Here is a 12,436-nt window from a genome sequence, read left to right as displayed (position 1 = left end):
CCGGTCGCTGTCGGTCGCGAGTGGTGGTTTGCAAAAGTAGCGCGCGCTGGCCAGCGCCGGGGCGCATAGCCAGGCGAAGTCAGCCACAGAACATTGCCCGCTAAAAATCCACCTTGCCGCGACCGGCCTTGATCGTCCCGCGCTTGTTCTTGCCTTCCAGACGGCGCTTCTTCGAGCCGAAGGTCGGCTTGGTCGGGCGCCGGGCCTTTTCGGTCTTACCGGCATTGCGGATCAACTCGGCCAGCCGCTCCAGGGCATCGGCGCGATTCTGCTCCTGGGTACGGTATTGCTGGGCCTTGATGATCACCACGCCCTCGGCGGTGATGCGACTGTCGCGCAGCGCCAGCAGGCGTTCCTTGTAAAACGCCGGCAAGGACGAGGCCTGGCTGTCGAAGCGCAGGTGCATGGCACTGGAAACCTTGTTGACGTTCTGCCCGCCGGCGCCCTGGGCGCGGATGGCGGTCAACTCGATTTCAGAATCGGGCAGGTGGACGCTGTTGGAAATTTCCAGCATGGCAAAGGCTTCGGCGGCGACAGAGCGGCAAGGATATACCCTGACAACGGCTGCCGTATGGCCCTTCCCGCCATGGCATGCTGCATTCAGGCATCTGCGCCGCTCTACAAAACAGCTCCATCAACTGCTCGGCTGCAGCCGAAACCACACCGTACCCGCCCGGCAACGCCCTGACCTTCGACTGTCAGCACACAGCAATCAGTTTCGCGTGATGATCCGAAGTGGCCAGCGAGCACGCCCAAGATTACTGGTATGGCAGCCCATGGTGGCCTTGATCAACTTGCACGGCGGACACCCTGCACGCTCCATCCGCCGGACTCATCGACAGCCGCGACCCACGGCTAAACCCCTGAGCTATTTGCCTCCTGCGCGCCCCTGCACCTGCAATTGAAATCTTTGGTTTGAATTCCAGACAGCCGCCCGAACAATTCACGGTGTACCGTTATCGTTCTTCCACAATGGATCTCACAGCGATGGACTCGATTACTCAGGCCGTGCTCGGCGCCAGCATTCAGGGCGCGCTGCTCGGTCGTTGGCAAGGGCGCAAGGCCCTGCTGTATGGCGCCGTCCTCGGCACCCTGCCCGACTTGGACGTAGTAATCGACTATGGCGACGCCGTGGCGCAGATGACCTACCACCGCGGCTTCAGCCATTCGCTGTTCGTGCTCTTCGGCGTAGCGATCTTGTTGACCTGGCTGATGCGGCGTTTTCGCCCACACCAGGGCTACTCGACGCAACGCCTGTTTGCCTGCGTGGCGCTGGTGTTGCTCAGCCACCCACTGCTCGACAGCTTCACCAGCTACGGCACCCAACTGTTCTGGCCGCTGATGCCAACACCCACGGCCTGGTCGAGCATCTTTATCATCGACCCGCTCTACACCGTACCGCTGATCGCCGCCGTGCTACTGGGGCTGGCCTTCGGCCTGCGCGACAAAATGGCCAAGGCGCCACTGGTCGCCCTGGCCCTGTCGAGCCTGTATCTGGGTTCGACTCTGGCCGGCAAATCCATGGCCGAGCAACGTGTCGAGGCGCAACTGGCGCGCCAGGGCATCCAGGCCGAAGCACTGTTCAGCACGCCGACGCCACTCAACAGCCTGCTCTGGCGCGTGATCGTGCTGGATGGCGCGGATTACCACGAAGCCCTGGTCGGCTGGTTCGACTCACAGCCGCCGCAGCTCAGCCGCATGCCGCGTGGCACTGCGCTGGCCGAGGTACTCGCGGACTCGCCAGCGCACCAGCGCCTGGCCTGGTTCACCGATGGCGTGTTGCGCTACGACCAGATCGACGAGCACCTGGTGGTCACCGATCTGCGCCTGGGCATGACCGGCACCCATCCCTTCCGCTTCGACTTCGCCGTTCGCCACAATGGCGCCTGGCAGGTCAATCAGCACATCGCGAGCTGGCCAATGGAGCGGGTCGACCTGCAACGCCTGCAAGTGCTGTGGCGACGTATCTGGCAGCCGGATCTGCAGGTGCCCCTGACCGCCTGGGCCAGCGAACTGGGCAAACCCCAGCTCAGCGCCGCCCGGCAGACCTGCGCCGCGGAGCGCGACGATTGCTGAGGGCGGTTTACCGGGAGGCAAATCCCCGGATTACCCTGGTAGTTGATCGGCCTACGAATCTGTTGCTGCGCCTGAGGCGCAGGCCTGCTACTCAAATACGAAACTGCGCGACCAGGCCCTGCAGCTCAACGCCCAGGCGCGCCAGCTCGGCGCTGGAGGCGGCGGTTTGCTCACTGGCACTGGCGCTCTGCTCGCCAATATCACGCACTCGGGTAATGCTTGCGCTGATGCTATCCGCCACGGCGCTCTGCTCTTCGGCGGCGGCGGCGATCTGCTGGTTCATCTGTTCGATGGTGCTCACCGCCTGAGTGATGCGGCCCAGGGCATCGCCCGCCTGACCGGCCAGGGTGACGGTGCCCTGGGTCAGCTTGCGACTACTTTCCATCTGCTCGACTGCGCCGCCCGCCATACGCTGCAGACTGCCAATCAGGCCTTCGATTTCTTCGGTTGAATCGTGCGTACGCCGCGCCAGCGCCCGCACTTCGTCGGCGACTACAGCAAAGCCGCGACCCTGCTCGCCCGCCCGGGCGGCCTCGATGGCCGCATTCAGCGCGAGCAGATTGGTCTGCTCGGCGACCGCACGGATCACCTCCAATACGCCGCCGATGCGGGCACTCTCCTGATTCAGCGCCTGTATCGCTGCGGCCGACTGGTCGACCTCCAGCGCCAGATTGCCGATCTGCGTCACCGCCTGCTGCACCACCTGATTGCCCTGCTGCGCCTCGCGGTCGGCATCGCGGGCCGCCATGGACGCCTGCTCGGCGTTCTGCGCCACTTCCTGCACGGTGGCGGCCATCTGGTGCATGGCGGTGGCGGTCTGCTCGGTTTCCTGGCGCTGGTTGTGCACCCCGGCACTGGTTTGCGCGGTGATCGCCGACAGCTGCTCGGCCGCAGCGGCGATCTGGCTGACGCCGCCGCCAATGCGCCCGAGCAGATTGCGCAGGCTGCTGGTCATGCCCTGCAAGGCCGCCAACAACTGGCCGAGTTCGTCGTGGCGATCGAGCGGCAAGTCCTGGCTCAGGTCACCTTCGGCGATACGCTGGGCAAAGGCCACACTCTGGCGCAAGGGGATGACGATCGAACGGGTGATCAACCAGGCAGCCAGCAGGCCGAGAATCACCGCAGCCACGCCCATGGCCGCGAGCAGCAGCATGGCCTGGCGACTGGCGGCAGCCATACGCTGCTCCTCGTCGACTTTCGCCGCCTCGGCCAGGCTGAATACCGCCCGCGCCCGCTCGATCATCGCGGTTTCGGTAGTGCGACTCTGCTGGCGGACCTGCTGGTAATAACCGAAGGAGCGCTGGTAGGTGGTCAAGGACTGCAAGGCCGTTTCGATTGCGGCCTTCTGCTCATCGCTCAACCACACCATCAGGTTGCGCGCGACGCTTTGCAGATCCTCGCTGATGTAGGCCCACTCCTCCAACGCCTCGGCCGAACCGTCGATGATGTATAGGCTCTCTTGATCACGCAGCTCGAGCATGCGCTTGCTCATTCCGGACGCGGTTTCCGCCAGGGTCAGCGGATCGCTACCGCGGAGTTTGTCGCCTTGCAGACGCAATTCGCGTACGGCGTCGTACATGTCCAGTTCAAGCGACTCGAATTGACCGCGCGTCTCGACTGCGGCAGCGCCCATATCCTGGCGCGCCTGACGCGCCCTGTTCTGCAGGTCGACATAACTGTCGAACTGGCTCAGGTAATCGGCCACCGCCTGCTTCATGGTCTGGTAATGCTTGGCTTGCGCCGCCGAGGTGCCCTGCTCCAGTTGAATCAGTAACGCTTGCACGGTCGCCAGGCTCGCGCGCACCCGCTCGGCACTCTCGGTACTTTGCTCGATGGCGAACGTACGCTCAAACCGACGCGCCTGGAGAATTTCCATATTCACGGCCGTCAGTTGCCCAGCCAACGTATGCCCTCGCAGAATGCTCTGTAGCGCAATGAAGCCGCTGGCAGTCACCGCGATGGTCAGCAGTAATACCAAGGTAAAACCGCAGAGCAGCTTCTTGCTGACGGCAAGGTTGGTAAACAGGCGGGCGGCAGACTGCAACATAAGCACAACTCCATTATTGTTATTCGACACGCCGACACGCCTCAGGGAGGCGGTGTGGCTGGCATGCGGGGGCATGACATCGATTTTGCAAGCCGGAGCATCGCAACCCGTGTGCCAGCTTTAGTCCTTAGCGCTTTTATAGCCGACAGCTTGGCGAAAACCATTGCGCTAGAGCCCTGCAAGGCGACGCGGCCAATCGCACCAAGCCATCGGTTCAGTCTTTGCCAGGGCCGTTGTCGGCGACTTTCCGCCGAGCGAAATCTGCATGTGGCGGCTACTCGCCACTCTAGCGACGCCAAATATCCGTCTGCGTGAATCACGCCGCATAAAGAAAGAGGTGCACGACTCAGAGGTTATGAAAATATCGAGCGCCGTCGTGAGAGCGTATCCAGGCGTTCGCAGCGCAACGCCGCAGCGGGCGTTAGGAGGCGGCCGCAGTGGGCGAGAGTTTTTCACAACCTCTGAGTGTCGGGCGCCTCTGCTGTTTTCCCGATGACCACGAACAGGCTCATCGTCCGGCGGGCCGCGGCATCCAACGCGAAGTCAGGTAATTGGACACGCGGCCAAGATCACGGGGCGTCGGCCTGCACTTCGGGAGCGGCCTGCTTGAAGGCCTCGAGGGATTCGCAGCGCGCCGCCATGGCGAGGATGCGCGGGAAGGCATCGAGCTCACAGTTAAAACGGCGAGCGTTGTACAGCTGTGGGAGCAGACAGGCTTCCAGATATCCGGGGCGCTGGTCCAGGGACAGGCGCCCCTCGAAAACCGCCAACCCCTGCTCCACCGCCGCGAGGCCCAGGCCGACCCAGTGGCGGTACCAGGCATCCTTTGCCTGATCGGCCACACCCAACGGTCCGGACAGGTACTGCAGCACGCGCAGGTTGTTGAGCGGATGGATATCGCAGGCGATGTGCAACGCCAACGCCCGCACCTGAGCACGCGGAGCCGGATCGGCCGGCAATAACGCCGGCACTGGATACACTTCGTCCAGGTATTCGAGGATCGCCAATGACTGGGCGATCCTGGCTTCGCCATCGACCAGCAACGGCACCAACTCCTGCGGGTTGAGCGCCCGGTACTCGGCCGAGTGTTGCTCACCGCCGTCCCTGACCAAGTGCACCGGCACCTGCTGATAGGCCAGGCCCTTGAGATTCAAGGCGATACGCACCCGGTAGGCGGCGGTGGAGCGCCAGTAGCTATACAGCGTCAGCATGTAAATTCTCCCTGTAGAGCCAGCTTGCTGCGGGCCGGCGTCCCGGCGATGCGCGTGCAGACCGTCGGATGGTGTTGGGCGCAGCAATACCCATCCCTGCGCTCGATGGGTATCGTCGCTACGCGCCTCAACCCATCCTACGGCTGATACTTTTCCACTACCTGGTCGATGGCGCCGAACAGGCTGTGGCCGGCGGCATCGAACATCTCGATGCGCACCCGGTCGCCGAATGTGAGGAAGGGTGTCTTGGCCTCACCCTGCTCGATGATTTCCAGCATGCGTTTCTCCGCCAGGCAGGACGAGCCGGCGCTGCGGTCGTAGTTCGACACCGTGCCCGAACCAATAATGCTGCCGCTGCCCAGCGGCCGGCTCTTGGCGGCATGGGCCAGCAAGGTCGGGAAGTTGAAGGTCATGTCGGTGCCGGCATCCGGCTGGCCGAACAGCACCTCGTTGATGTGCGAAACCAACGGTCGATGCACCTTGCCGTCTTTCCAGCTATCGCCCAATTCGTCCGGGGTAATGGCCACTGGCGAGAAGCTCGACGACGGTTTGCTCTGGTAAAAGCCAAAGCCCTTGGCCAACTCGCCGGGAATCAGGTTGCGCAGCGACACATCGTTGACCAGCATCAGCAACTGGATGCGCTGCGCGGCCTCGGCGGCAGTGGCGCCCATCGGCACGTCGTCGGTGATCACCGCGATCTCGGCCTCCAGGTCGATGCCCCATGCCTCGTCGGCCATGCGGATCGGTGCCTGCGGCGGGATAAAGCAGTCGGCGCCACCCTGGTACATCAGCGGGTCGTGCCAGAAACTCTCCGGTATCTCGGCCCCGCGCGCCTTGCGCACCAGCTCGACGTGATTAACGTAGGCGCTAGCGTCGGCCCAATGGTAGGCCCGCGGCAAGGGACTGTGGCAGGCGCTCTGCTCGAATGCGAAGGCATCGCTGCACAGGCCGTCATTGAGACGTTGGTACAGAGCCTCCAGCTTGGGTTTGCAGTCAGCCCAGTGATCCAGCGCGGCTTGCAGGGTGGCGGCAATCGCCGGCGCTTTTACCGCGCGGGTCAGGTCACGGGAAACCACGACCAGCAGACCGTCGCGGCCTTGATTCAATGAAGCGAGTTTCATGGTCAAACCTCGTAGGGTGCGCCTTGCGCACCACAGATTTCAGTCAGGGTTCTGCTGCGCAGCACGCCCTAGCTCAGCTGTCTTTGCCCGGCGCACGCCAGGAATTGACGTATTCGGGCACATCGACTTGCGCGGCGGCCGGGTCTATCTCCAGGGCGCGGCGGGCATCAATCATCACCGCCACCTCGTCGACAAAGGTTGCCGGCGCCTCCTGGCTCTTCTTCAGCGCCTTGGGATGCGGGCCGTGGGGGAAGCCGCAGGGGTGCAGGGTGACCATCCCGGCCTCGATATTGTCGCGGCTGAAGAAGTTGCCGCGGTGGTAGAACAGCACTTCGTCGTAGTCGTCGTTGTTGTGATAGAACGGCACTTTCAACGCCCCCGGATCAGTCTCCACCGGCCGCGGGGTGAAGGTGCAGACCACGAAACCATTGGCGACGAAGGTGGTGTGCGCCGACGGCGGCAGATGGTAACGGTGACTCATCAGTGGGCGAATATCGCGCCAGTTGAGGCGCACCACGGTGTTGTCGCCATGCCAGCCGACCACGTCCAGCGGGTTGTAGGGGTAAGTCACGGTGCTGACCTGGTTGCGCCGCTTGATCCGCAGCTGCCAGGTGTTCTCATCCTGTTGCGCCTTGAAGGCATCGTCCAGTTTCGGATGTTCGAGCACCGCCGGGTCGAAGATCGCCTGGGGGCCGAGCAGACCCTTGTCCGGCAACTGGTAAGCGCCATCGCTGCTCTCGATCAGCAACATGAAGGTCGGCGCGTTGGTTTCGATGCGCCAGGCGGTGCCGCGCGGAATCACCAGGTAATCGCCGTCGCGGTAGCTCAGGTGGCCGAAATCGCAGTAGAACTCCCCTGCCCCTTCATGGATGAACAGCAGGTCGTCGCCATCGGCATTGCGTACCAGGTGACGCATGGCGCCGTGGGTCTTCCACACGCGCAGCTTCATATCGGCGTTGTGCAGGGTCAGCGGCGCCTCCAGCGGGCAATCACGCTCGCTGGACAACTCGTTGAAGTTGAAGGCGTGCGGCCGTAACGGCCCCTGCCAGTCGATCCAACCTGTCGGTGGATGCTTGTGGTGCAGGTGCGCGGTCGGACCGAAGAAGCCCTCGCGGCCCATCTCGCGCTCGTAGGTGCCCTCGGGAAAATCGCAGTGCGCCTGGCGCGAGCACTCGCCTTCGCGTAGGGGGAAGCTGATCCATTTACGGCTCATGGCCGGTATCTCCTCGATGCACGCTTTTGTAGGGTGGGTTAGGCGCGACTAGCACCTGCAGGCACACGGCTAATCCCTGTGCGTCGTAACCCACCACTCGTTTCAGCAGCTGCCGCCTGGTGGGTTACGGCGCGGCGCAATCGCGCTGTACCTGCAGCAACGATAGACGCGCCTAACCCACCCGACGGTTTGCGGATCAATCGGCCTTGATCACGCCGCGTTTGATCTGGTCTTCCTCGATGGACTCGAACAACGCCTTGAAGTTGCCCTCGCCGAAACCCTGGTTGCCCTTGCGCTGGATGATCTCGAAGAAGATCGGGCCGATCACCGTATTGGTGAAAATCTGCAACAGGATGCCGTCATCTCCCGGCGCGCCGTCGATCAGGATATTCAACTCGCGCAGCAACTCGCTCGGCTCGCCGTGGCCAGCCACGCGGGTGTCCACCTTGTCAAAATAGGTGTCAGGGGTTTTCATGAAGTCCACGCCGCTGGCGCGCAGCTGGCGCACGGTGGCATAGATGTCGTCGGTGCTCAGGGCAATGTGCTGAATGCCTTCGCCGTGGTACTCACGGATGAATTCCTCGATCTGCGACTTGTCGTCGGACGACTCGTTGATCGGGATGCGGATCTTGCCGCAAGGCGAGGTCATGGCCCGCGAAACCAGGCCGGTAAGTTTGCCTTCGATATCGAAGTAGCGGATCTCGCGGAAATTGGCAATCCGCTCGTAGAAACCCGACCAGACATCCATCTGCCCGCGCTTGACGTTGTGGGTCAGGTGATCCAGTTCTTTCAGGCCGACCGCGTTGTCCTGCGGCGTACGGCCTTCGATGTACTCGAAATCGACGTCATAGATGCTCTTGTCACCATAACGATCGACCAGGTACAGCAAGGAACCGCCGATGCCTTCGACGCAGGGGATATTCAACTCGCCGAAGTTGGCGTGACTGCCGACCAGCGTGGCACCTTGCGACTCGACATAGGCCGCCGCCTGCGCCGCGTTCTGTACTCGAAAAGCCATGGCGCAGGCGCTTGGCCCGTGCTTGAGGCCGAACTCGCGGACATGCCCGGTGGGACTGCCGTTGAGCACAAAGTTGATGTCGTTCTGCTGGAACAGAAAGACTTCCTTGGAGCGGTGCTTGGCGGTTTCGGTAAAGCCCATGGCGCTGAACAGTTCACGCAACTGCTGGATGCCTTGCGGGGTCGGCGCGGTGTACTCGACAAATTCGAAGCCGTCGGTACCGATGGGATTGTGCTGTTCGATCTTGTTCACGGCGGTCATTGCGCCTCCTCGTTGTTGTTGTCGATTCAGCGCCCTCGCAAGCAGACAGGACGACGCGGATAACTCCATGACAACCGAGGCAAGGACGCCCTACAAGACGGCCCAGGCGCTGTGCAGCGGTATAGTGCAGGTCTATTGGCAATAAAACCTTACAGCCTGATAAACGCCAGCCAAAGCGTCCAGTGCCCGGTAAAAACCCGGGCAGCTCGTAACGATTTATTTACAAAGTGGCGCATTTAACTGCCAAACAAGCACGGATTCTGCTGACGGCCGCGGCATACACTGCCAACTTGCACGGCCAGGCACACCTGAACATGCCCAGCGCAGGAATAATTGAACGCTTGCCACTGAACCGTGGCCCAATCCTGCAGCTGCTGACTATTCAGGGCCAGCTACAGGTAAAGCAGCGAAGCGCCAGCCATACTCGAATAGTGGCACAATGCCACTCAAGAGCTTGCCACTTCGATCAGCACAACCATGTGACGGAAAAGCCATGAGCAATGACCCACAAGAAAGTAGCGGCGAACCGATCGGCGCAGAACAACGCCTAGAACTGCTGGAGAAAGGCCGTCGACTCGATCGCATCCTGCTCTTCATCCTTGCCGCGGTGCTGGCTATGACGCTCGCCAGCTGGCTGACCATAGGCTTGCTCAGCCCGTCCAGCGAGCAGGACGCAAGTCTCGGCGCCAGCCAGCTCCAGGGCTTGCAAGAGCAGACAGCGGCACTGCAAACACAGCTCGCGGAGCTCGAAGAGCAAGTGGCCCGGCAAGACAAGCAGCTGAGCACCCTGCAAAGTGACACGCCTGCGGTGACGCTGACCAGCGGCGACAACCGAGCCGTGCAGCAACAAGTGGCGAATACCCTGATCGGCCAGGAACAGAGCTTCCAGAGGAGCCTTGCCGCCTTGAAAAACGGCATGCGCGACCTCGCTGGGATGATAGTCGGCTCGCGTAGCTGGCTCAGCGACTACAACGAGGCGCTGGACAAGACGCTGGCTGAAAGCCAGGCGCGCACGCAACAACTGCAGCAATGGGCCAGCGACTCGAGCGGCTCGCCAGCAGCGATAGCGGCACCCTGACCCCTCAGTGCTGCAAATGCCCATAGAGTTTGGCGTACAGCCCACCCTCGGCAATCAACTGTTGGTGATCGCCGTCTTCGGCGACGCTGCCGCCATCGAATACCAGCACCCGGTCCGCCTGCTTCACCGCCGAAAGGCGATGGGCGATGATCAGCGTGGTGCGACCGTTGAGAAACTGGCCCAGGGCCTGATGCAAGGCGTACTCGGTGGCGGTATCGAGGGCCGAGGTAGCCTCGTCGAGAATCACCACTTTCGGCTCGGCAAGGACCATGCGGGCGATAGCCAAGCGCTGGCGCTGGCCGCCGGACAGGCGCACACCGGAGCGGCCGACGATGCTGTCCAGGCCTTTTGCCAGCCCACCTATGGTGCTGGCCAACTGAGCGATTTCCAGGGCGTGCCAGCAGGCTTCATCGCTGCGCTCGCGGCCCATGCACAGGTTGGCGCGCACCGTGTCATTGAACAACGCCGGGTGCTGCAACACCACCGCGACCTGATCGCGCACGGTTTCCAGGCCGATCTCCTGCTGGCTGCAGCCACCGAAGCGAATAATCCCCGCCTGCGGCGTATAGAGGCCGAGCAATAGCTGCACCAGAGTGCTTTTGCCACCCCCGCTGGCGCCAACGATGGCCACCTTTTCACCCGGTGCGATACTCAGGTTGAGGTTTTCCAGCACCGGTTCGTCGTTGTAGGAAAACGTCAGCCCACGCACTTCGATACCGACGGTGTCACGCCCCGTGAACGGATCGACAGTGCCCAGGTACTGCGGCTCGTCACGACGCGCGAGCAACTCGTTGATCCGCGCCAGCGCTCCACCGGCGGCGTAGAAGGCATATTGCAGATTAAGCAACTGTTCGACCGGCCCGATCATGAACCACAGGTAGCTGAACACCGCGAGCATCTGGCCGATCGACAGGTCGGAGAACAGCACGGTGAGCATGGCCGCCGCGCGAAACACGTCGATGCCGAACTGGAACAGCAAGCCGCTGGCCCGGTTCGAGGCATCGGTCTTCCATTGCGAGGCCACCGCGTAGTCACGTACTTCCCGGGCCCGCCCACCGAGCCGACCGAGGAAGTAACCCTGGCGATTGCCGGCACGAATTTCCTGGATCGCCTCGAGGGTTTCGGTGAGCGCCTGGGTAAACCGTGAGGTGCTGTCGTTCTCCAGCCTTTTCAGGTACTTGACCTTCTTGCCCAACAACACCGTGGCGTAGATCACCAGTGGGTTGAACAACAGGATCAACAGCGCCAGTTGCCAGTGCATCCACAACAAAATCGCCGAGGTGCCCGTCAGCGTCAGTACGGCGACCAGAAACCGGCTGAGGGTTTCGCCGACAAACTTGTCCAGAGTCTCCAGGTCAGTGACCAGGTGCGTGGTCACCGTACCGCCGCCAAGGCTCTCGTATTCACTGAGGGAAATACGCTTGAGTCGCTCGATCAGACGAATACGAATGCGGTAGATGATGTCTTTCGACAGACCGGCGAACAGGCGTGCCTGCACCACGTTGAAGATCAGCGCCGAACTGCGCAGCAGAAAGGTCAGCACCAGCATCAGGCCGATATAGCCGGCCGCGATCTCCCAGTCGGCGGGGAGAAAACGGTCCATCACCTTGAGCGCGCTGTCACCATCGTGGAGCAGTACTTCGTCGACCAACAATGGCAGTAGCAGGGGGATAGGCACACTGCACAGGGTGGCGAACAACGCCACCAGATTGGCCAGAAGCAGCGCTTTCTTGTGATGCAGGGCTAGGCGCCGAATTTCCGCCCAACTCAACCGATCAGGCATGCAGCGCGCGCTCCAGCCAGCGACCGAGCAAGGGCGCGAGCACCTCGAGCGGCTGATATCCATTGGTCAACAGAGCCAATTGTCCGTTGCATTCGGCCAGCAAGGTGGGAAAGCCGGAGATGCCCAAATCCTGCACCCAACTGAAATCGGCCATAGTGGCTTCGCGCTGTTCAGTACTGTCGAATGCGGCGGCGAACTCGATGCGCGGAATCCCGGCTTGCTCGGCCAGAGCGACCAATTCGCTAGCCCGGGTGACATCCACACCCTTGATATAGAAGGCGCGCTGGATCAACTGAGCCAGCGGCCAGACGCTTTGCGCATCGAGGCGGCGCGCAGTCACCAGCGCCCGGCAAGCCGGTTCCGTATCGTAGACCAGCCCCTCGGGCAAGCCGTCGACGAAATTGAATAACTGCCCAGTACTGGCATTGACCGCTTGCCAGTAGCCCAGATAACGCACCCGCGCCGCCGCGTCGACTGCCACGCTATCACGACGCAGGCCGCCGAGTACCAGTTGCAACGGTACGCCAGCCGCAGCCGCCTGCTCGGCGAGGGACTCGAGCACCGGGGCAAAACCCCAGCACCAGGAACACATCGGGTCCATCACGTAGAGCAAGCGTGCTTGCATGGT

General features: G+C 62.3%; 10 protein-coding genes and 1 pseudogene. 2 read left to right on the top strand and 9 right to left on the bottom strand.

Annotated features, from left to right (window positions below; translation table 11 throughout):
* Positions 1-100: 100 nt before the first annotated feature.
* A complete protein-coding gene (arfB, locus tag VCJ09_RS08925; RefSeq protein ID WP_324734013.1) occupies positions 101-514 on the bottom strand; it encodes an alternative ribosome rescue aminoacyl-tRNA hydrolase ArfB in 414 nt (137 codons plus the stop codon).
* 473 nt (positions 515-987) lie between these two features.
* On the opposite strand from arfB, the gene VCJ09_RS08920 reads away from it, so the two are divergent.
* The gene (locus VCJ09_RS08920; RefSeq protein ID WP_324734012.1) at positions 988-2,076 is read left to right on the top strand and encodes a metal-dependent hydrolase; all 1,089 of its coding nucleotides are present in this window, start codon (positions 988-990) and stop codon (positions 2,074-2,076) included.
* 91 nt (positions 2,077-2,167) lie between these two features.
* On the opposite strand, the gene VCJ09_RS24760 is transcribed toward VCJ09_RS08920, so the two are convergent.
* The 6 genes and pseudogenes from VCJ09_RS24760 to hppD form a co-directional block, all read right to left on the bottom strand.
* The gene (locus tag VCJ09_RS24760) at positions 2,168-3,031 is read right to left on the bottom strand and encodes a methyl-accepting chemotaxis protein (RefSeq protein ID WP_407693038.1); all 864 of its coding nucleotides are present in this window, start codon (positions 3,029-3,031) and stop codon (positions 2,168-2,170) included.
* Positions 3,026-3,211, bottom strand: a pseudogene (locus VCJ09_RS24755) (HAMP domain-containing protein); the annotation flags it as partial. The gene VCJ09_RS24760 and the pseudogene VCJ09_RS24755, both read right to left, overlap by 6 nt.
* Positions 3,212-4,692: 1,481 nt before the next feature.
* Complete coding sequence (gene maiA / locus VCJ09_RS08910; RefSeq protein ID WP_324734010.1) at positions 4,693-5,334, bottom strand: maleylacetoacetate isomerase; 642 nt, start codon at positions 5,332-5,334, stop codon at positions 4,693-4,695.
* A 137-nt stretch (positions 5,335-5,471) separates the two neighbouring features.
* The gene (locus tag VCJ09_RS08905; protein ID WP_324734009.1) at positions 5,472-6,455 is read right to left on the bottom strand and encodes a fumarylacetoacetate hydrolase family protein; all 984 of its coding nucleotides are present in this window, start codon (positions 6,453-6,455) and stop codon (positions 5,472-5,474) included.
* 73 nt (positions 6,456-6,528) lie between these two features.
* A complete protein-coding gene (locus VCJ09_RS08900; RefSeq protein WP_324734008.1) occupies positions 6,529-7,668 on the bottom strand; it encodes a homogentisate 1,2-dioxygenase in 1,140 nt (379 codons plus the stop codon).
* Positions 7,669-7,864: 196 nt separating this feature from the next.
* Entirely contained in the window at positions 7,865-8,947 is a 1,083-nt protein-coding gene (gene hppD / locus VCJ09_RS08895) for a 4-hydroxyphenylpyruvate dioxygenase (RefSeq protein ID WP_324734007.1), read from the bottom strand.
* Positions 8,948-9,440: 493 nt separating this feature from the next.
* Here hppD and VCJ09_RS08890 point away from each other — a divergent pair, with 493 nt between their 5' ends.
* Entirely contained in the window at positions 9,441-10,025 is a 585-nt protein-coding gene (locus VCJ09_RS08890) for a hypothetical protein (RefSeq protein WP_324734006.1), read from the top strand.
* A 4-nt stretch (positions 10,026-10,029) separates the two neighbouring features.
* Here VCJ09_RS08890 and VCJ09_RS08885 read toward each other — a convergent pair whose 3' ends face one another.
* Both VCJ09_RS08885 and VCJ09_RS08880 read right to left on the bottom strand, forming a co-directional pair.
* Complete coding sequence (locus VCJ09_RS08885; protein WP_324734005.1) at positions 10,030-11,808, bottom strand: ABC transporter ATP-binding protein; 1,779 nt, start codon at positions 11,806-11,808, stop codon at positions 10,030-10,032.
* On the bottom strand, positions 11,801-12,433 hold the full coding sequence (locus VCJ09_RS08880; protein WP_324734004.1) for a DsbA family protein: 633 nt from the start codon (positions 12,431-12,433) through the stop codon (positions 11,801-11,803). Before VCJ09_RS08880 ends, VCJ09_RS08885 begins: the two co-directional genes overlap by 8 nt.
* Between the last annotated feature and the right edge of the window lie 3 nt (positions 12,434-12,436).

The sequence above is a fragment of the Pseudomonas paeninsulae genome, assembly GCF_035621475.1.
GTDB classification, from domain to species: Bacteria; Pseudomonadota; Gammaproteobacteria; order Pseudomonadales; family Pseudomonadaceae; genus Aquipseudomonas; species Aquipseudomonas paeninsulae.
Note: the sequence above shows the minus strand (reverse complement) of the source record. Positions and strands in the feature narration are given on the sequence as shown.

Coding starts and splice junctions, on each gene's coding strand:
- VCJ09_RS24760 (WP_407693038.1), bottom strand. CDS start 3,031: ATGACCAGCAGCCTGCGCAATCTGCTCGGGCGCATTGGCGGCGGCGTC.
- VCJ09_RS08905 (WP_324734009.1), bottom strand. CDS start 6,455: ATGAAACTCGCTTCATTGAATCAAGGCCGCGACGGTCTGCTGGTCGTG.
- VCJ09_RS08900 (WP_324734008.1), bottom strand. CDS start 7,668: ATGAGCCGTAAATGGATCAGCTTCCCCCTACGCGAAGGCGAGTGCTCG.
- VCJ09_RS08890 (WP_324734006.1), top strand. CDS start 9,441: ATGAGCAATGACCCACAAGAAAGTAGCGGCGAACCGATCGGCGCAGAA.
- VCJ09_RS08885 (WP_324734005.1), bottom strand. CDS start 11,808: ATGCCTGATCGGTTGAGTTGGGCGGAAATTCGGCGCCTAGCCCTGCAT.
- maiA (WP_324734010.1), bottom strand. CDS start 5,334: ATGCTGACGCTGTATAGCTACTGGCGCTCCACCGCCGCCTACCGGGTG.
- hppD (WP_324734007.1), bottom strand. CDS start 8,947: ATGACCGCCGTGAACAAGATCGAACAGCACAATCCCATCGGTACCGAC.
- VCJ09_RS08920 (WP_324734012.1), top strand. CDS start 988: ATGGACTCGATTACTCAGGCCGTGCTCGGCGCCAGCATTCAGGGCGCG.
- VCJ09_RS08880 (WP_324734004.1), bottom strand. CDS start 12,433: ATGCAAGCACGCTTGCTCTACGTGATGGACCCGATGTGTTCCTGGTGC.
- arfB (WP_324734013.1), bottom strand. CDS start 514: ATGCTGGAAATTTCCAACAGCGTCCACCTGCCCGATTCTGAAATCGAG.